Below are 18,409 nucleotides of genomic sequence, written 5' to 3' on the forward strand. Positions count from 1 at the left end.
ATACACCCCGCCCACCACCCCCCCCCCCCCCCCCGCCGGGGCCCCCCCCCCCCCCCCCCGGGGCCGCCCCCCCCGGCCCTATGTGGTCCGAGGACCTATGTGCGCGAGGGGGGAGTTGAACCCCCACGCCCTTTCGGGCACTGGAACCTGAATCCAGCGCGTCTGCCTATTCCGCCACCCGCGCATCTGGGTGATGAGGAATATCGTAGCCCATCCGCGCGGGTGCTCCGAACCAGGTCGGAGGGGGCGGGGTGGTCAGGCGAGCTGCTTGACGATCCAGTCGACCAGGACGCGGGAGACGTGGCTGTGCTCGGTGTTGGCGTCGTCGAACTTCACGGCGTCGAGGTGGCCGTTCTGCAGGGCATCCTCGGAGATCGCGGCGGCCGGGTCGACGTCCCACTTCACCGGGTCGAAGCCCAGCGCCACCGCGCTGACGGCCGGGACGAAGGTGCCGCTGCGGTACTCGTCGGAGATCTTCGCCTTGAGCGCCGTCGCGACCTTGCCGAAGGAGTCCAGGGTGCCGCCGGGCACGCTGTCCAGGGCCGGGACCTCGGTGGTGGTGCTGCGGCGCACGGCGAGGCCGAGGTGCATGCCGCCGATGCGCTCCTTGTCGCCCTTGTTCGGCTGGAAGCGGGCCGTGGCGCTGGCGATCAGGGCCTGCCAGTCGAACGCCACCTCGCCCGCCGGCAGCGGGAGGCCGACGCCGTCCCGGCGGCCGTTGGAGACGCCGAGCTTGCGCGGGATCCGCGGGAAGTTGCCGACCCGGTCGAGGTCGGCGAGGAACTCCTTGCGCAGGTCGCTGGCGGTGGCCACCGGGCCCTTGTACTTCGCGTTCTCGACCCACGCCCAGAGCAGCTGCTGAGCAGCAGGGCTGCGGATCAGCTCGGCCTGCTTGACGCCGTCCGGCCCGGCCGGGGTGTAGTCCTCGAAGAAGTACGCCATCTGCTGGAGGATCAGCGGGATCCAGGCGCCGTTGTGCGGGGAGTCGAAGGAGAGGTAGGTCGCCGCCTGGTGGTCGCCCTGGGGGTCGGACTCCAGCTTGGCGAGCGCGTAGCGGGTGATGATGCCGCCCATGCTCACCCCGCCGACGGTCAGCCGCTCGTCGCCCTTGCGCTCGGCGATGGCCCGGCGAATGGCGTCGATCGCGACCTCGGCGTTGGCCTGGATGTGAGTGTGGCGCTCGGTGAAGCCGATCAGGACGATGTCGTAGCCCTTGGCGAGCAGTTGGTCGAAGAGGCCCGGCCGGCCGTCGGCGACGGTGTTGAAGTAGGAGAAGAGGCCCGGGAGGTCGCTGGGGCCGTAGTTGAAGCCGTCCGCGAAGAGGAAGGGCTTCCGCAGGCCGAGCTTCGGGTTGGCGTAGTAGACCGCCGCCTGCCCGGTTGCCGTCTGCCCCTTGTACGGCGCGCCGGTCAGGTCCCAGACGACGTCGGCGTCCCGGCCGCCAGCCTCGCCGGACAGCGCGGTGGTGAACCAGACCTCGGGCTTGAGGGAGCCGGCGATCTCCGCCAACTCTGCCTTGGTGGGCTCGGACTGGCCCTCCTTGAGGGCCGTGAGCGATACGTCGATACGGGGTTCTTGTGCCATGACTGCTACCGCCTCTGTTGAGTCGAACAGGGACTACCCGTGCACTGCGGGCGACTGTAACCGTCCGGTTACGTATCGCATCGGCATAACACGCAGAGTGGTCGAAATTGCTCGCGAGGGGTCGCCGGACGACCGGAACTGACCGATCCGCGCTCCGAGGCCCTGCCTGCGTCGGCGGGTGCGGCTAGCGTGAGCACGCGGGGCAGTTCGACTGATACCAGGGGGACCGATGGAGAACGTGCCGGACCATGGCCGGACCGTGCGGAACGGGTCGCTCGCGATGATCGGCCTGGGGGTTCTGCTGTTCGTCCTCAGCCTGGTCTATCTGATACCGCACGACATGGGCGTGACGTCGGCTCTCCGCAGTCGCGGCGTCCACACCCCGGCGGTCGTCACCGAATGTGCCGAAGTGAGCGGGCCGCAGGACAACCCGGCAGGCAACGCCAACTGCCGGGTGCGGTTCACGACTTCCGAGGGGGCATCCGTCGAGACCCGACTGGCCTATGTCACCGACAGTATCAAGGCCCGTGACACGGTGACGGTGGTGTACGACCCCCAGCACACCGACGTCGCCGCCCTTGCTTCGAGCATCGGCTTCTGGAACTCACTGACCCGGAACGCACTCGATGTGGTCGCACTGGTCGCGTCGGTCGTCATGACCCTGCTGGGCCTCGCGGCCCATCTCGCCTACCGCTGGCTCATCCGGGGAGGTCGCCCGAACGGACGGCCGCGATGAAGGCTCCCCAGGCGGCGGCGGGGAAAACAAGGGCCGGACCGTGCGGATCCTTGGAGTCACGCACTGGGACGGCGCCGGGCAGGAACCCGGGGGCCACCTCGATGCAGTTGCCGCCGTTGTTGCCGCTGTAGCTGCTCTTCCGCCAGGCGGCTGCGGCGAGCTCGTTGCTCATCATCTCTGAAACCCTCCAGCGCCTCGGCGATCAGCCGAAGCGAGTCGCACTCTGACAGGCATTCGCCACGGAGCCGATCATAGCGACGCTGATGCCTGGCCACGTTGGCGGAATCATCGCTCAGATGCCCTCGATCGAGGCTCTCCGAGTACACCAGGCGCTGGCCGTCCGGCAGCTCCAGCAACACCATAGCCGTGTTGATGAGAGTCCGCTGATTCGAGAACGGCATCACGTGAATGACGACGTTCCGAAGCTGGGCCACCCGCAGGAGATGCTCCATCTGACATCTCATCACGCCTGGCCCGCCCACGACCCTGCGGATGGCGCTCTCATCGAGAATGACCAGCAAGAGCGGCCCGTCAGGCGCAAGAAAACGACTCTGCCGACTGAGTCGAGCCCTGGTCAGCTCCTCAATCTCCTCCGAGTTGCCCGCCGTATCGCCAGTGGCGAACAGCGCACGCGCGTACTGCCAGCACTGCAACAGGCCATACATCACGCCGTCCTGGTACACCCGCACCCCGACGACGATGGCCTCCAGGTCCACGTACTCCTGGAACCAGTCCGGGTGCTCGATCGACGCGCTCCAGTCGACCCGACCGTACAGCCGCTTCAGCAGGTCGCCGGTGTTCAACAGCCTCTCGATTTCCTCGACTTCCTCGATCGACGGCTTCCGCTTCCCGCCCTCGGTCCGCGAGACCACCGTCCGGTCGCGGTGCAGGAGCTTGCCCATCTCCTCCTGCGTGTAGCCCGCCGACTCGCGCGCGTAGCGGACCTCCTCACCGAACATGATCGCGGAGCTCGCCGTGGTCCCCCGCCTGATCGTCCGCCGTGCCATCACTAACCCCCTGTTGTGCGCCACACGTCTCGCACGCTGATTTGGCGTCACCGTACCTCCGCCGCCCCGATGATTGACACCAGAACGCAATCATTTGCATGCAGAGCGTGATTGCATGCGCCTCTCACACTCCCCCATCCGCCCCCCGAGGTACTCCACCATGCTCAAAACCCACCGCCCCCGCACGTTCGCGGCCCGCCTCGACTCCCGCCCGGACTCCACCCCCGTCGCCCGGCAGTTGCTCCGCGCCTACCTCGCCGCGCTCCCCGCCGGCGACCGCTACTCCGACATCGCCGAACTCCTCCTCGGCGAACTCTTCGCCAACGCCGTCCAGCACACCGACGCCCCCGCCGACCGTCTGATCGAGGTCCGCTTCGCCCTCATCGGCGACCGGCTGCGCCTCGAAGTCCACGACGCGGGCACCGGCCGCCCGTCCCTCCGCTCCCCCGCGCCCAACGACGAGCACGGGCGCGGCCTCTTCCTCGTCAACGAGCTGGCCGAGCGCTGGGGTTGCTGCCCCCGCGCCGGCGGCATCGGCAAGTTCGTCTGGGCGCTGATCGCACCCTCCCCCGTCGCCACACTCACCGTCCTCGCCGTCTGAAGGTGCCCTCCATGCGACTCGCTCTCACCGCCCGGCACCTGTTCGACACCGGTTCGACCCCGGCCGACGCCTACGCCACCCTCGCCCGCCGCACCCGCGAACCCGTCCGCGCCGCCCGTGCCGTCTGCGTCGCGCTCGGCATCCCCGCCGCCGAGACGCAGCTCCGCCTCGACGACTGCTTCGACGCCCTGCTCGCCGACCCGCGCCCGGGCTCCGAGGCGGACACCGGCGAACTCCTCGAAGCCCTCGGCGTGTTCGACGTCCCGAAGACGCTCGACGACCGCGACCTCGCCATCGTCGACCAGTTCCTCGCCGCGATCGACGCCCTGGGCGGCATCCGCGCCGGCCACCAGCACGGGCTGGCCCGCTGGTTCGTCACCGGGAACCTGACCGCCGCCTTCCTCTCCCTCGCCGCCACCCGGCCCCGCCCCACCACCGGCGACCCGGCCCACTACTGGACCGCCCTGGTCACCGCCGGCGAGTTGCTCGCCGCCTCCCCCGCCCCCGACGCCCGCATCAAGCCCGCCCTGGCCCACTGCCGCGACCGCGCGCAAGCCGCCACCCGGTAGCCCGCATCCGACAGTCGATCGCGCGACAGGTCGACGTTGCGCTGAGTGCAGCGTCGGGCGGGATCGGCCCGACGCTGCAGGCCGATCACGCCCCATGTCCAGGGCGATGGCACCGCCCGTCGAACGCGGGTGATGATGTACTGGGTCAACGTCCGGCATTCGACGGCCAGTTGGGGGATCCCTTGTTCCGCAGCAACCGCCCGCGCACCTTCCACCTCCCCACCCCGCGCGAGACCGCCGAGGAGTGGAGCGAGCGGATCGCCGTCCTCCGCGACGCGCCGCCCGGGTGGTTCGTCCTGCTGGGGCGGATGGCCAGCGACGGCTACCTCTGCCACCTCGACCTGAACTACCACCTGGATCGCGAGTTCGTCGCGATCGTCCAGACCTCCCGGCCCGTCCCGGACAGCCACCGGGTCAAGTCCGTGACCACCCCGGAGAGCCAACTCGCCAACTTCCTCGCGAACTCCGACCGCATCGACCCACGCGCACCCTGGACCCCGCTCGACTCCGGGCCGACCACCGGAGAGTTACGGCTGAACGGCGAGCGCGTCCCCGTCGAGGTCCTGCACAGCCACGGCTGCCGCAGCGCCCTCGTCCCCCAACTCCCCGGCCAGGACGGTTACGTGATCGTCACCGCCCCCGACGAGCACTGGGACACCGTTCTCGACCTGGTCCTCCAACCACCCACCGCGTTCTGAATCTTCACCCCAAGGTGGGGTTTGGCTCAACGAACCCCTACCCCGGTGCCGAGAAGCCAACGGGGTGGCGGCGCTGAGGGCCGCCACCCCGCTCCTCGCCCGAACCCGACCGGCGGCGGCAACCGCTCTGTGCGGGCCGCCGGACCGGGTGCCGGTGCTGTCCGGCCGCAATCCGGTAGCGGACCGAGCGGCGCTTCGGGCAGGCTCTCGGGCATGGTCTCGGTATTGCAGAATGTGGCGATCGACTGTGCGAACGCCTATGAGCTGGCTCGGTTCTGGAGTGAGGTGCTCGGTTGTCCGCTGCATCCGGAGGCCGAGCCGGGTGCAGCGGAAACCGAGGTGGTGCTGCCGGAGGGCCCACTGCTGTACTTCAACCAGGTGCCGGAGCCGAAGACGATCAAGAACAGGCTTCACCTGTGCGTGCGTCCGAAGACCACGCGCGAGGAGGAGGTCGAGCGACTGCTGAAGCTCGGGGCCACCCTCGTCGACGATCGCCGGGAACCGGACGGCCCCGGCTGGGCCGTCCTCGCGGACCCTGAGGGCAATGAATTCTGTGTTCTCCGCAGTGAGTCCGACCGCGCAGCGATGTCCTCTTCAGGCGATTGATGCCGCACCCGGCGGCGTGCCGCTCCCGATCACCCGGTCGCACAGCCCCTGATCGCCACCGCCCGTGCGGCCGGCCACCGATGTACCGGTGGCCGGCCGCACGGGACTGACGGACGGTCAGGCCGCGCGACCCTGCGCCCAGGTGTAGAGGCGGTGGGCGCTGTCGCCGAGGCGCGTGGCGTAGAGCGTGTTGGTCGGGCCGCCCGCGAGATCGTCGCTGGTGGTGGTCACGCCGACGACGGTGCCGGTGCCGGTCCGGGTGTCGAACTGTGCCAGGTGGGGGCCGCCGCTCGCCCCGTGCGACATGTCGCAGGACTCACCCCACAGCAGGGGGGCCTTGGGGCCGGGCTGGGCCGGTCCGGCGCAATGGATCATGCGCGATCCGGCGTACTTGGCGCTGGGGTTGTTGAGCCGGTCCTTCGGGTACCCGAAGGTGTGGATGAACTCGTCCTTGGCCGGCTTGGTGAACGCGATCTTCTGGCTTCCCGTGACGTCCGCGACCCGTCGTCCCTCGGCCGAAGGGTTCGCCACGAGGAGTCCCGCGTCGTAGCCGGCGACGGCGACAGCGTCCGAGGTCGTCTTGCCCGGATCGGCGTCCCAACGGGAGGAGGTGGCCGCCTCCTTGATGCTGAAGCCGCCGAGCGGCTTCGTGCCGTTGCGGTAACCGGGCACGAAGTAGAGGTTGTGGTTCCACGTCGTGTCGGTGGCGGCGGCTCCGACGCCCCTCAGACAGTGCGCCGCCGTGATGACGGTGCTGCGGTTCGCGCTGGCGACGACCGTTGCGGTGCAACTGCCGTCGTAGCCGTCGGAGAAGGTGAAGAAGAGCCGGCCGACGCTCTTGTTCACCGCTCCGCCGTGCGTCCACGTGGCCCCGGGGTCCGGCGTGTTCGCGGGAAGCGGCTGCGGATCGTCAGGCGTGTTGTCGTCCTCGGGCACGGGGGTGATCTCGGGGACCATGGCGCCCGCCAGCTTCATCCGTTCGGGAGTCCAGTAGGCATCGATCCGGCTGCGCTCCTGTTCGGTCGTGGCGCCGGAATGCGTGGTGACGGATTCCCGTTCCGCGGCGAAGGCCGTGTTCGGCAGCAGCACGGCCGCCGTGGTCGCGCTCAGCAGGAGGACTCCCGCGGCGGCGAACTTGCGGGGGAACGCTCGGGGTGTGGTTGACATCGTCGCCAATCTCCTTTGGGTGCGGTTCGTTTCGAGCACGGCTCGGCCGACGCTTCAGGAGCGTTCGGCGGCCTTGTACAGCGGCTTCGTGATCGCGGAGGTGAACTGCGGGCCGACCAGGTGTCGGGTGCAGGCGGGGTCGCCGCGGTCGCAGACCCGGCCCGAGGAGTCGAAGAAGCCACCCAGGGTGTTGTCACCCACCACCGTGCCGATCCCGGAGGACGGGTCGAAGTCGGCGACGCGGGGACCGCCACTGGAGCCGCCGCCCATCACGCAGGGGGCGCCCCACTGACCCCGGGGCTCCGGGTACTTCTCGGTACCGGGGTACTCGCGGGTCTGTCCCACGCAGTGGGCGAGCCTGGCCCCGGTGTACTCGGGCAGGCCCGCGCGGGTGGGATCGCCCGAGGACTCGCGCGGATAGCCGAACTCGTGGACGGAGGCGTTGCCCGGCCGGTCGAAGCCGATGCGCTGTGCGGCGCCGACGGCGTCCTGCACGCGCTTTCCTGCGGCGTTGGTGTTCAGGACCAGGAACGCCTGGTCGTACGCGTTGTACTTCAGGGCGTCCTGCTGGTCGTTGAGGAGCCAGGTGGCGTCGGCGACCCCGGCGCGGGCGACGAACTTGCCGTACGGCGCGAGACCGTCGCGGTAGCCCGGGACGAACATCTCGTTCGACAGCCACTCGTCGTTCTCACCAATGAGGTCAGGGCTGTTGACGCAGTGCCCCGCCGTGACGACGGTGCTGCGGTTGGCGCTGTTCACGACGGTCGCGGTGCAGCTCTCGTCCTGACCGTGGTTGGTGAAGAAGAGCCTGCCCACCGTCCTGCTCAGGGTGTCGGCACCGGTCCACGGAGCGCCGTCGGGGGCACTCTTGGGCGGATTGCCGGACGACGGCGTCGTCAGGGCGGCCATCCGCTCGGGGGTCCAGTAGTCCAGGACGGTCTGCTGCTGCGCGGCCGTGACCGCCTCCGGATGGACGACCACCCGGCTCGCGGTGGCCGCCCCGTCCGTCGCTGCGGCCCCGTCCTGCGCTGCGGCCCCGGCGGCTCCTGCGGGCGCGGCCAGCGCCAGGCCGGCTGCCAACACGGCTGTCGTCAGGACGACTTGGGTGCGCGCTCGGCTGTGGATCCGGTTGCGGTGGCCGCCGATCCGGCCATGTGTTTGTGGCATGCACGGCACCGTAGGAGCGGGATGTCAGATTCTCGTCTGGGGGGAGTCTCATCCGTTCATCGGTATCAGCAGATTCCGGTAACCGGCGTTTCATCCTTGTATCGGTAACGGCCGCACCCCTCACTGACCCTCCTCCCAGGTGCGGTGGCCGAGTTCGGCACCGGCCAGGGTGCGAGTGGCGGCGTCGTCCCTGGTCGCGGGGGTGTTCGTCACGATCGTCTCCGGTTCGTCCCGGGCGGGGAGTTGATCTGCCCGCCGCAGCGTTGTTTGGTGGCTCCTGCTGCTCTGACCCCCGGCGACGAAGGAATGTGACACGGTGGACGAGAAATCTGCGCGGGCGGCGCTCTTCGAGGCGCACCGGCCTCGGCTGCGGGCCGTGGCGTACCGGATGCTCGGCTCGATCAGCGAGGCCGAGGACGCCGTCCAGGAGGCCTGGCTGCGGTACGACCGCACCGACACCGCCGACGTGCAGAACCTCGCCGGCTGGCTGACCACGGTGGTCTCGCGGGTCTGCCTGAACCTGCTGCGCGCCCGGGCGCTGCGCCGCGAGGAGCCGCTGGAGGGCCCGTCGGACGAGACGGGCGCGCCGCGCATCCCGGACCCGCTGCTGCGCGGCGAGGGCATGGTCGACCCCGAGCAGGAGGTGCTGCTCGCGGACTCGGTGGGGCTGGCGCTGATGGTGGTGATGGAGTCGCTGTCGCCGGCCGAGCGGGTCGCCTTCGTGCTGCACGACCTGTTCGCGGTGCCGTTCGACGAGATAGCCCCGCTGATCGAGCGGACGGCGGCCGCGACCCGCCAGCTGGCCAGCCGGGCCCGCCGCCGGGTGCAGGGGCAGGCGCCGGCGCCCGATCCGGACCTGGGCCGTCAACGGGCGGCCGTGGACGCCTTCTTCGCGGCCGCCCGCGGCGGCGACCTGGACGCGCTGGTGGCGGTGCTCGACCCGGACGTGGTGCTGCGCTCGGACGGCGGCGGGGTGCGGGCCCGGCACACGGTGGTGCTGGCGGGCGCCGCCACGGTGGCCGGCCAGGCCGTGCTGTGGGGCGGGCTGTCGCCGTTCGCCCGCCCGGCGCTGGTCAACGGCGCCGCGGGCGCGGTGGTGATCGGCGACAACGGCCGGGCGCTGTCGATCATGGCGTTCACGGTGGTGGACGGCGCGATCGCGACGATCGACGTGCTCACCGACCCGGAGCGGCTGGCGGCGCTGGACCTCTCGGCGTTCCGCGGCTGACCGGTGCGGGTGGGAGGGCGGCCGCCCTCCCACCCGTGGGGCCGGTCAGCGCCCGACGGCGCCGTCCAGCTGCTCGCGGATGAGGTCCGCGTGCCCGGCGTGCCGCCCGGTCTCCTCGATCACCCGCAATCCGACGGTCCGTCACCAACCCTGGGTGGTCACCCAGTCGGCGAGGTGGCGGGCGCACTCGTCGACCGACTCGCGCCAGCTGTGGCTCGCGCCCTCGCCGGCCTCGTCGCTGACGTGCTTGACCAGGCGGACCGGGACTCCGGCGCGGTGCGCGACGGCGGCGACGGCGTAGCCCTCCATGTCGACCAGGTCGGCGTGCTCGGCGAGCCGGTCGCGGGCCGCCGGGTCCGAGACGAAGAGGTCCCCGGTGGCCAGCACCGGCCCCTCGCCCTTGCCGATCACCAGCGGGGCGCCGTAGCTGCGGCCGGTGAGCGCGTACAGGGCGGGGGTGTCGAAGTCGTGCTGGATGACCTGGACGACGTGGTGGGTGCCCTCCCAGCCGGGGCGCAGCGCACCGGCGGTGCCGAGGTTGATCACCTCGGACGGCCGCTCGCCCTGGGCGAGGACGGTGGCCAGCGCGGCGGTGGCGTTGATCTTCCCTATTCCGGTGAGCAGGACGGGCAGCCGGTCGTCGAGGTGGGCGGCCTCCTCGCGCACGGCGACGACGAGCAGCGGGCGGTCGGGCGAGATCGTTCCAAGCAGGCGCATGGGCCCATCGTACGGAGGGCCCCCGCCGTACGAGGCGCACCGACCGGGCCGGGAACGACGGCGTCGCGGCGACGGCCCGACGGCGGTACCGCGGCACCGTCACGGCAGGGGTGCCCGAGACAATCGGACCTCTCCGTTCCGGCTTGTCGGGGGAACCGCATAGGGTGCAACCGGCGTCGGAGGGTTCGCCGCCCGCCCCGCATCCGAGCGGCGGGCCTCGAACAGCGCGCGGCGACCGCGCGGCACGTACGTGGGAACCGTGCGGGACAAGCTCAAGATCGGCGCAAGTCGGGTGTGGCCGGGGGGAGTCACGGCCATACTGCTGGCATCGGCCGGGCCCCGGACAGCGGGCCCGGTCCCAGGGGAGGATGAGGCGGGTGGCGACACCAGGAGGTAGCGGCGCACCGAGCGCCGTAGTCCCGGCACGGCCGAGTCGTCCGCCGGGCGCGCCGGTCGGGCCGGGCGCACCGGCGCCCGGACCGGGCGGCGTGCCGGCACCACGGCCCCCGGCGGCCCGGCCGGCGCCGCGCGGCCTGCGGGGCCGGCTGGCACGGGCCACCCGGACGGCGCCGGGCCGGCTGCGGCTGGCCGGGGCGGTGCTCGCGGTACTGACCGTGGCGTTCGGCGGGCTGACCGCCTGGCAGTTGGAGACCAGGGCGCAGGCCGCCGAGCGGGTCGTCTCGTACAGCCAGCCGCTGAGCCAGGCCGCCGCGGACATCCACCGCTCGCTGGCCGACGCCGACACCACCGCGGCGACCGGCTTCCTGCTGGCCGGGGCCGAGCCGAAGGGCGTCCGGGACCGCTACGAGCAGGACCTCGCGAAGGCCGCCAAGCTGATCGCCGACGCCGCCGCCCGGACCACCGCCACCTCCCCCGCGCAGGGCTCGCTCACCCGGCTGAACCAGCAACTCCCGGTCTACTCCGGGCTGGTGGAGAGCGCCCGGGCGGACAACCGGCAGGGCATCCCGCTCGGCGGCGCCTACCTGCGGTACGCCTCCGAGCAGATGCAGACCGTGCTGCTGCCGGCCGCCGCCGAGCTGTCCGCGACCGAGAACGGGGAGCTGGCGAACGACTACGCCGCGGCCAAGTCCGTGCCGTGGGCGGCGTACGGCCTGGCGGTGATCACCCTCGGGGCGCTGCTCTGGGTGCAGCTGACGCTGTTCCGCCGCACCAACCGGGTGTTCAACCCGGGCCTGCTCGGCGCCACCGCTGCCGTCCTGGCCGGCGGGCTCTGGCTGACCGTCACCGGGCTCACCGCCAGCGCGGCGCTCAAGCAGAGCGACCGCGAGGGCGCGACCCCGCTGCGGGCGCTCAACACCGCCCGGGTGGACGTGCTGACCGCCCGGCTGGCGGAGAACCTGAACTTCGTCGCCCGCGGCTCCACCGGCAAGTACGCGGACCAGTGGACGAAGGCCACCGACCACCTGTCCGGCGACGCGCCCAAGGACGCCCCGGCGGACCGGCAGGCCGGCTCCCTGCCGGAGGCCCTGCGGCTGGCACCGCCCCAGGCCCGGTCGGCCGTCGACGACGCCCGCGCGCAGTACGGCGTCTGGTACGACCGGCACGGCGCCGCGCGGAAGCTGGAGATCGACGCCGCCGACTACCAGGGCGCCCTGGACGCGACCGTGACGGCCACCGACGCCCCCACCACCGCCGACAGCGCCTTCAACGCCACCGACCAGGCGCTCGCACAGGCCGCCGTCGTCGAACAACAGCGGTTCCAGGCCGCCGCGAAGGACGTCGACACCGACCTGCGCGCCGCCGCCGGCGCGGCCGCGGTGCTCGGCCTGGTGGCCGCGGCCGCGGCGCTGCGCGGCCTGGGCCGACGACTGGCCGAGTACCGGTAGAGGGGGGAACGGACAGATGCGCGACAGGACCGTACGGACCAGGCCGGCCGCGGCGCTGGCACTGCTGACGGCCGCCGCGGCCGTGCTCGGCGGGGGCGGCCCCTCCGGCGCCGCACCGGCGACCGGCCAGGCGGCCCGCCAGGCCACGGCACCGCAGGCCGTCCAGCAGGAACAGCAGGAGCAGGCCGAGCCCTGCGACATCTACACGAGCGTCCCGCCCAGCACCCAGGACGGCCCGGCGGTGAAGGCGATCAAGGCCAAGCGCAGCCTGGTGATCGGCGTGGACCAGAACAGCTACCGCTGGGGCGCCCGCAACCCGAACACCGGTCAGATCGAGGGCTTCGACATCGACCTCGCCCGGGCGATCGGCGCCGCCGTCATCGGCGACCCCGACAAGGTGGTGCTCAAGCCGGTGGCGACCGCCGACCGGGTCGACGCCATCAAGGGCGGCCGGGTCGACCTGATCGTCCGCACCATGACCATCAACTGCGACCGGATGAAGGACGTGGCCTTCTCCAAGCCGTACTTCAACATCAGCCAGCGGGTGCTGGTGCCGAAGGCCTCCACCGCGAAGGGCATCGACGACGCGATCAAGGACCGGACGGTGTGCGCCGCCAAGGGCTCCACGGCCTCGACCGTGCTGGCGGCCAAGAACACCGCCCGCCAGGTCGTCACGGTGGAGAACCACCTGGACTGCCTGGTCCTGATGCAGCTCGGCAAGATCGACGCCACCATGACCGACGACGGCCTGGCCGCCAGTCAGGCCGCCCAGGACCAGACCGTGCGGGTGGTCGACGGCGAGGTGCAGCCCGAGGTGATCGGCGTCGCCATGCTGAAGACCAGCCCCGACCTGACCGCCCGGGTCAACCAGGTGCTGGCCGACTACTACGCCGGCGGCGCCTGGCGCCTGTCGTACGAGCACTGGCTCAAGCCGTACATGCTCAACGAGGCCGACCACTACTGGCCGGTCCCGCACTGACCGGACGGGCGCGGGGCGCCACCGGGCCGTTGACGCGGTCTTGACGCCCCGCGCCCGTCCGGCCCGAACGGCCACCGGCTAGGGTTCGGGACGATCACCACGGGGAGACCGGTGGTGGGCACGGGGGTTGTCGTGGGATCGCACGTCGGGATCGCACGCGAGGAGGAAGGACACGGCGTTGGCGGCTTCGGCTGGCCCGGTACTGAGCCGGGAGGAGGTGGACCGCGCGCTGGCGCGCCTCGGCGCGGAGCGGGACGCGGTCGAGTCGGCGCTGCTCGCCCTGCAGGACCACCCGGGGCTGCGGCTACTCGACGGCGCCGAACTGGCCGGGCGCACGCTGGAGCGCTGGTCCGTCGCCGGGAAGGGCCTGCCGCTGCTCTGGGCGCTGTTCGATCGCTACGCGGAGGCGCTCGCCTCGGCCCGCGCCGTCCGGGCCCGCAAGGCCAAGCCCGGCGCGCCCGAACTCGCCGAGCTGAGCGAACTGCTCACCGGCGACGCCGTGACCGTCCCCGGCGGCGCGCTGCCGGACGGCCCGCAGCTGCTCGGCGCGCCCGCCCGGCTGGTCGAGCGGATCAGCCTGGACGCGCTGATGTCCCGGATGAACTCCTGGTACGCCACCGTGCTGGAGGTGGTCAGCGCCGCCGACGCGGTCTGGTCCGCGCTGCCCGCCCGGATCGACCTGCTGCTGGCCGAACTCCACCGGGTGCGGAACCTGGCCGCCTCGCTCGGCGTCCGGGCCGGCGCCCACCCGCTGGGCGACGACCTGACCGGCCTGGAGGCCGACCTCACCGGGCTGCGCACCGAGGTGCGCGAGGACCCGCTGGCGCTGTGGCGCCCGGCCAGGGTGCCCGCCCAGCGCGGCACCGTGCCCGAGGGCGGCGCCTTCGCCACGCCCGCCGGGATGGTCGACACCGAGCGGTTCGACCGGGCCGGGCGGGCGCTGGACGGCGTCCGGCTGGAGCTGGAGGACCTGCTGCGGCTGCGCGACGACGCCGAGGAGCGCCTGCAGGGCGTCGGCGACCTGCTCCAGCGGGCCGACGCCACCCTGGCCGAGGCCCGCCGGGCGCGCGGCGAGGTGCTGGCGAAGATAGCCGCCAGCGACGTCCCGGCGGTGCCCGGGCCCGCCTCGGCGCTGCGTGAACGGATCGTGACGGCCCTGGAGTTGCGCCAGGGCGGGCAGTGGGGCCGGCTGGCGCCGCTGCTGGAGACGCTGGAGGACGCCGCCGCCAAGGAGCTGGCCCGGGCCCGGCAGTCGCTCACCGAGGTGACCCAGCCGCTGGCCGTCCGCGCCGAACTGCGCGGCCGGCTGGACGCCTACAAGGCGATGGCCGCCCGGCTGCGGGTCTCCGAGGACCCGGAAGTGATCGAGCGGTACGAGAAGGCGCGCTGGCTGCTGTGGAGCGCGCCCTGCGACCTGCGGGCGGCGGCCGCCGCGGTGGCCCGCTTCCAGCAGTCGCTGCGGCCGGCGCAGGCCGAGGCCGCACAGGAGGCGACCGGCCCGACGCCGGTCGACGGACAGGTTCAGGGGGGCTGAGGTTGATGGGCGAGACGTGCGTGAGGCCGGAGTGCTCCGGCAGCGGCAGGATCGACGCGGACGGCTACTGCGACGAGTGCGGGCTCGCCCCGACCGGCGGCGCCGCGGTGGCCCCGACCGCGGTCAAGGCAGCCCCGGCCGCCGCGGGCCCCGGCACGCCCTGCCCCCGGGACTGCTCCGGCACCATCGACGCGGACGGCTACTGCGACGAGTGCGGCCTCACCCCGCCCGGCGGCGACACCGGCGTCACCCAGCCCTACGTGCCCTCCGCCCGGGTCTCCACCGACTCGGCGCGCAGCGGCTCGATCCGCTCGATGTCCTCCCGCACCGGCTCGGCCCGCTCGATGTCCGGCCGCTCCCGCTCGCACCGCTCGACCCGCACCGGCAGCAGCCGCTCGGTCTCGGTGCGCAGCAGCCGCGGCAGCGTCAGCGCGGGCACCCGCAACCGGCTGGGCGCCGGTCTGGTGACCGTGCCGACCGTCGAGACGGCCGACCCGGCCCAGGCGGTGCTGGAGAACCCGGAGGTGCCGGAGCGCAAGCGGTTCTGCTCCAAGTGCGAGACCCCGGTGGGCCGGGAGAAGAACGGCCGGCCGGGCCGCCCGGACGGCTTCTGCACCCAGTGCGGCACGCCGTACTCGTTCACGCCCAAGCTGCGCCGCGGGGACCTGGTCGGCGGGCAGTACGAGGTGGTGGGCTGCCTCGCGCACGGCGGGCTCGGCTGGATCTACCTGGCGGTGGACCGGCGGGTCAACGACAAGTGGGTCGTGCTGAAGGGCCTGCTGGACACCGGGGACGAGGACGCGCTGGCCGCGGCCGTCGCCGAGCGGCGCTTCCTGGCCGAGGTGGACCACCCGAACATCGTCCGGATCATCAACTTCGCCGAGCACCCGGACCTGCGCACCGGCTCCACCGACGGCTACATCGTGATGGAGTACGTCGGCGGCAAGTCGCTCAAGGACATCGCCAACGACCGCCGCACCCCCGACGGCCGGCGCGAGCCGCTGCCCGTCGAGCAGGCGATCGCGTACGCGCTGGAGGCGCTGCCGGCGCTCGGCTACCTGCACGGCCGGGGCCTGGTCTACTGCGATTTCAAGATCGACAACGCGATCCAGAGCGGCGACGCCCTCAAGATCATCGACATGGGCGCCGTCCGCCGCCTCGACGACGACGGCCCGATCTACGGCACCATCGGCTACCAGGCCCCGGAGATCGCCACCGACGGCCCCTCCCCCGCCTCCGACCTCTACACCGTGGCCCGCACCCTCGCGGTGCTCACCTTCGACTTCCAGGGCTACAGCAGCACCTACCGGGAGACCCTGCCCGGCCCCGAGGACGTCGAGGTCTTCGCCCGCTACGAGTCGTACTACCGCTTCCTGGTGCGCGCCACCGACCCGGACCCGGCCCGCCGGTTCTCCTCCGCCGAGGAGATGGCCGACCAGCTCACCGGCGTGCTGCGCGAGATCCTCGCCCTCCAGGACGAGCGGCCCCGGCCCGCCATGTCCACCCTGTTCGGCCCCGAACTGCGCGTCGTGGACACCGAGTTGGTCATGCCCACGGAGCAGTCCGGGCAACTGAGGCTGGCCGCCCTGGACCCGGCCGCCGCCGCCCTCGCACTGCCCGTCCCGCGCGTCGACCCCGCCGACCCCAACGCCGGCTTCCTCGCCACCCTGCTCGCCACCGACCCCGAGGAGGCGCTCGCCGCCCTGGCCGGCGCCCCCGCCTACTCCGTCGAGCGGCGGCTGCGCGAACTGCGCGCCCAGCTCGAACTCGGCCGCCGCACCGCCGCCGCGGAGGCCCTCGACGCCTTGGAGCAGGAGCACCCGGACGACTGGCGGGTCGTCTGGTACCGCGGCCTGGTCGCCCTGGTCGGCGCCGCGGACAGCCCGGACGCGCCCGACGAGGCCGGACTGCGCGCCGCCGCCGAGGCCTTCGACGCGGTCTACGACGCCTTCCCCGGCGAGGCCGCCCCCAAGCTGGCCCTCGCCATCTGCGCCGAACTCCTGGAGGACGGCGGCGACGCGGCCGAATTCTACCGGCTGGTGTGGACCACCGACCCGGCCTACCTGAGCGCCGCCTTCGGACTCGCCCGGGTCCGTCTGGCCGAGGACGACCGGCCCGGCGCCGTCCGCGTCCTGGAGTCCGTCCCGGCCACCTCCAACCAGTACACCGCCGCCCGGATCGCGGCCGTCCGCGCCCGGCTGCGCGAACGCCCCGCCACCGACCCGCTCGCCGCCGACCTCGGCGCCAGCTCCGACCAGCTGACCGCGCTGCGCCTGGACGACCGTCGCCGCGAGGAACTGGCCGTCGAGCTGCTCGGCGCGGCCCTCGTCTGGGTCACCGCCGGTTCGCCCGGTGCCGAGCGGAGCGGCGGCACCACGGTGCTGGGACGACCCACGGTGGAACGGGAACTGCGCTTCGCCCTGGAACAGTCCTACCGGGTACTCGCCCGGTTGGCCGACCGGGCCGAGACCAGGATCGAGATGGTGGAACGGGCCAACCGCGCCCGTCCCAGGACGTGGGTGTAGCCGATGCCGCAGCAGACCGTGTGCCCGAGCTGTTCCGAGCCGATGGACCCGGAGGACGCCTTCTGCGGCGCCTGCGGGGCCGGCCGGAACGGCCGGCCCGCCCCGGGCGCGATGCCCGCGAGCTGGACCGCCACCCAGAGCGAGGCCACCCCGTCGCAGCACGGGCCGCTCTGCGCGCACTGCGGGCTGCCGCAGGTCACCTCCGACGGCTACTGCGAGGCCTGCGGCGGCGCCCAGCCGCGCCCGCGCGACCACATGGAGAAGTCCCTCGCGGGCGTCGCCGGGGTCAGCGACCGCGGCGTGCGCCACCACCGCAACGAGGACTCCTTCACCGTCGCCGCCACCTCGCTGCCCGGCGGCGAGCCGGTCGTGGTCGCCGTGGTGTGCGACGGCGTCTCCTCCTCCGACCGCCCGGACCAGGCCTCCGAGACCGCCGTCGACGCCGCCTCCGAATCGCTGCTGACCGCCCTGGAGGCCGGCCGCGAACCCACCGCCGCGATGCGCCAGGCCGTCGCCGACGCCGCCCAGGCCGTCGCCGACCTCGCCCAGGAGGGCCCCGGGCCCACCCGGCCCGACGTCAACGCCCCCGCCTGCACCTTCGTCAGTGCGATAGCGTCCGGCGGCCGGATCACCATCGGCTGGGTCGGCGACACCCGGGCCTACTGGATCCCGGACGACCGCGCCGGCGCCGAGCCGTTCCGGCTCACCCAGGACGACTCCTGGGCGGCCCGGATGGTCGAGGCCGGGCTGATGGGCGAGGCCGAGGCGTACGCCGACCCGCGCGCCCACGCGATCACCGGGTGGCTCGGCGCCGACGCCGAGGAGGTCGTCCCGCACACCCTCGACTTCACGCCGCACGTCCCCGGGGTGCTGTTGATCTGCACCGACGGGCTGTGGAACTACGCCGAGGCGGCCACCGACCTGGCGTACTTCGTCCGCCCGGACGCCCGCACCGAGCCGCTCGCGGCGGCGCAGACCCTGGTGAAGTTCGCGGTCGCCGCCGGCGGCCACGACAACATCACCGTCGCCGTCCTGCCGATCGACCCGCCGGCCGCCGGCGCCGAGGAGGAGGACGCCCGCACCGCCACCGCGCTCGACCTGCCGGTGATCACCCTGCCGGGCACTCGCGCGGGCACGGGCGTCGCGGGCACGGGCGCAGCGGGCACGGGCGCAGCGGGCACGGGCGTCGAGGAGGACGAGGACTACGAGCCGACCCTGCCGGACCTCCCGGTGATCGGCTCCCCCGCCGCCCCGCTGCCCCCGGCCGCACCCCCGCCCGCCCCGCCGGCACCCCCCGCGCCGCCCGCACCCCCCGCGCTGCCCGCCGCACCGACCGTCCCCCCGCAGCCGCCGCACCCGCCGACGGCCTGACCGGACGCCGCCCCGCCCGGCGCCGCACCGGGCGGCAGCCCGGTCCGCCGGCCCGCGCCCGCGCGGCCGGCCC

General features: G+C 73.1%; 18 protein-coding genes and 1 tRNA gene. 11 read left to right on the forward strand and 8 right to left on the reverse strand.

Going from position 1 to position 18,409, the window contains the following annotated elements:
- Positions 1–100 precede the first annotated feature (100 nt).
- Both ACIOJE_RS36400 and ACIOJE_RS36405 read right to left on the reverse strand, forming a co-directional pair.
- Positions 101–184, reverse strand: a tRNA-Leu gene (locus tag ACIOJE_RS36400).
- Between the two features lie 71 nt (positions 185–255).
- On the reverse strand, positions 256–1,584 hold the full coding sequence (locus tag ACIOJE_RS36405; RefSeq protein WP_400782431.1) for an esterase/lipase family protein: 1,329 nt from the start codon (positions 1,582–1,584) through the stop codon (positions 256–258).
- Positions 1,585–1,813: 229 nt separating this feature from the next.
- On the opposite strand from ACIOJE_RS36405, the gene ACIOJE_RS36410 reads away from it, so the two are divergent.
- On the forward strand, positions 1,814–2,320 hold the full coding sequence (locus ACIOJE_RS36410; protein ID WP_400782434.1) for a DUF3592 domain-containing protein: 507 nt from the start codon (positions 1,814–1,816) through the stop codon (positions 2,318–2,320).
- Here ACIOJE_RS36410 and ACIOJE_RS36415 read toward each other — a convergent pair.
- Together ACIOJE_RS36415 and ACIOJE_RS36420 are read right to left on the reverse strand one after the other, a co-directional pair.
- Positions 2,283–2,417, reverse strand: coding sequence for a DUF397 domain-containing protein (locus ACIOJE_RS36415; RefSeq protein ID WP_400782436.1), 135 nt, complete (start codon positions 2,415–2,417; stop codon positions 2,283–2,285). The two genes, ACIOJE_RS36410 and ACIOJE_RS36415, sit on opposite strands and share 38 nt — an antisense overlap.
- Entirely contained in the window at positions 2,377–3,279 is a 903-nt protein-coding gene (locus tag ACIOJE_RS36420) for a Scr1 family TA system antitoxin-like transcriptional regulator (protein WP_400782438.1), read from the reverse strand. The genes ACIOJE_RS36415 and ACIOJE_RS36420 overlap by 41 nt, the downstream gene beginning before the upstream one ends.
- Positions 3,280–3,487: 208 nt before the next feature.
- Here ACIOJE_RS36420 and ACIOJE_RS36425 point away from each other — a divergent pair, with 208 nt between their 5' ends.
- The 4 genes from ACIOJE_RS36425 to ACIOJE_RS36440 all read left to right on the forward strand — a co-directional run bounded on the left by ACIOJE_RS36425 (position 3,488) and on the right by ACIOJE_RS36440 (position 5,801).
- On the forward strand, positions 3,488–3,928 hold the full coding sequence (locus ACIOJE_RS36425; protein ID WP_400782440.1) for an ATP-binding protein: 441 nt from the start codon (positions 3,488–3,490) through the stop codon (positions 3,926–3,928).
- Between the two features lie 11 nt (positions 3,929–3,939).
- The gene (locus ACIOJE_RS36430; RefSeq protein WP_280684385.1) at positions 3,940–4,497 is read left to right on the forward strand and encodes a hypothetical protein; all 558 of its coding nucleotides are present in this window, start codon (positions 3,940–3,942) and stop codon (positions 4,495–4,497) included.
- Between the two features lie 182 nt (positions 4,498–4,679).
- Positions 4,680–5,195, forward strand: coding sequence for a hypothetical protein (locus ACIOJE_RS36435; protein ID WP_280684383.1), 516 nt, complete (start codon positions 4,680–4,682; stop codon positions 5,193–5,195).
- Positions 5,196–5,408: 213 nt separating this feature from the next.
- Positions 5,409–5,801 (forward strand): VOC family protein, encoded by a 393-nt coding sequence (locus ACIOJE_RS36440; protein WP_280684378.1) that lies wholly within the window; start codon positions 5,409–5,411, stop codon positions 5,799–5,801.
- Positions 5,802–5,918: 117 nt separating this feature from the next.
- Here ACIOJE_RS36440 and ACIOJE_RS36445 read toward each other — a convergent pair whose 3' ends face one another.
- Positions 5,919–6,968: a trypsin-like serine peptidase gene (locus ACIOJE_RS36445; RefSeq protein WP_400782443.1), complete on the reverse strand. Its 1,050-nt coding sequence runs from the start codon at positions 6,966–6,968 to the stop codon at positions 5,919–5,921.
- Between the two features lie 54 nt (positions 6,969–7,022).
- Positions 7,023–8,135 carry a trypsin-like serine peptidase gene (locus ACIOJE_RS36450; RefSeq protein ID WP_400782445.1) on the reverse strand — a complete coding sequence of 371 codons (1,113 nt, stop codon included), beginning with the start codon at positions 8,133–8,135 and terminating at the stop codon, positions 7,023–7,025.
- Between the two features lie 316 nt (positions 8,136–8,451).
- Here ACIOJE_RS36450 and ACIOJE_RS36455 point away from each other — a divergent pair, with 316 nt between their 5' ends.
- Complete coding sequence (locus tag ACIOJE_RS36455; protein ID WP_400782447.1) at positions 8,452–9,363, forward strand: sigma-70 family RNA polymerase sigma factor; 912 nt, start codon at positions 8,452–8,454, stop codon at positions 9,361–9,363.
- A 45-nt stretch (positions 9,364–9,408) separates the two neighbouring features.
- On the opposite strand, the gene ACIOJE_RS36460 is transcribed toward ACIOJE_RS36455, so the two are convergent.
- Together ACIOJE_RS36460 and ACIOJE_RS36465 are read right to left on the reverse strand one after the other, a co-directional pair.
- Complete coding sequence (locus ACIOJE_RS36460) at positions 9,409–9,492, reverse strand: DUF664 domain-containing protein (protein WP_400782489.1); 84 nt, start codon at positions 9,490–9,492, stop codon at positions 9,409–9,411.
- Between the two features lie 12 nt (positions 9,493–9,504).
- A complete protein-coding gene (locus tag ACIOJE_RS36465; protein WP_280684370.1) occupies positions 9,505–10,080 on the reverse strand; it encodes a nucleosidase in 576 nt (191 codons plus the stop codon).
- Between the two features lie 488 nt (positions 10,081–10,568).
- Between ACIOJE_RS36465 and ACIOJE_RS36470 the strand changes: the two genes are divergently transcribed.
- The 5 genes from ACIOJE_RS36470 (at position 10,569) to ACIOJE_RS36490 (ending at position 18,336) form a co-directional block, all read left to right on the forward strand.
- Positions 10,569–11,927: a hypothetical protein gene (locus tag ACIOJE_RS36470; RefSeq protein ID WP_280684369.1), complete on the forward strand. Its 1,359-nt coding sequence runs from the start codon at positions 10,569–10,571 to the stop codon at positions 11,925–11,927.
- 16 nt (positions 11,928–11,943) lie between these two features.
- Positions 11,944–12,906 (forward strand): glutamate ABC transporter substrate-binding protein, encoded by a 963-nt coding sequence (locus ACIOJE_RS36475; protein ID WP_280684367.1) that lies wholly within the window; start codon positions 11,944–11,946, stop codon positions 12,904–12,906.
- 178 nt (positions 12,907–13,084) lie between these two features.
- Positions 13,085–14,440: a hypothetical protein gene (locus tag ACIOJE_RS36480; RefSeq protein WP_280684365.1), complete on the forward strand. Its 1,356-nt coding sequence runs from the start codon at positions 13,085–13,087 to the stop codon at positions 14,438–14,440.
- A gap of 5 nt (positions 14,441–14,445) precedes the next feature.
- The gene (locus tag ACIOJE_RS36485) at positions 14,446–16,965 is read left to right on the forward strand and encodes a tetratricopeptide repeat protein (protein WP_400782451.1); all 2,520 of its coding nucleotides are present in this window, start codon (positions 14,446–14,448) and stop codon (positions 16,963–16,965) included.
- Positions 16,966–16,968: 3 nt separating this feature from the next.
- Entirely contained in the window at positions 16,969–18,336 is a 1,368-nt protein-coding gene (locus ACIOJE_RS36490) for a protein phosphatase 2C domain-containing protein (protein ID WP_400782453.1), read from the forward strand.
- Positions 18,337–18,409 lie beyond the last annotated feature (73 nt).

It is taken from the genome of Kitasatospora sp. NPDC087861, assembly GCF_044742585.1.
Taxonomy (GTDB): Bacteria; Actinomycetota; Actinomycetes; order Streptomycetales; family Streptomycetaceae; genus Kitasatospora.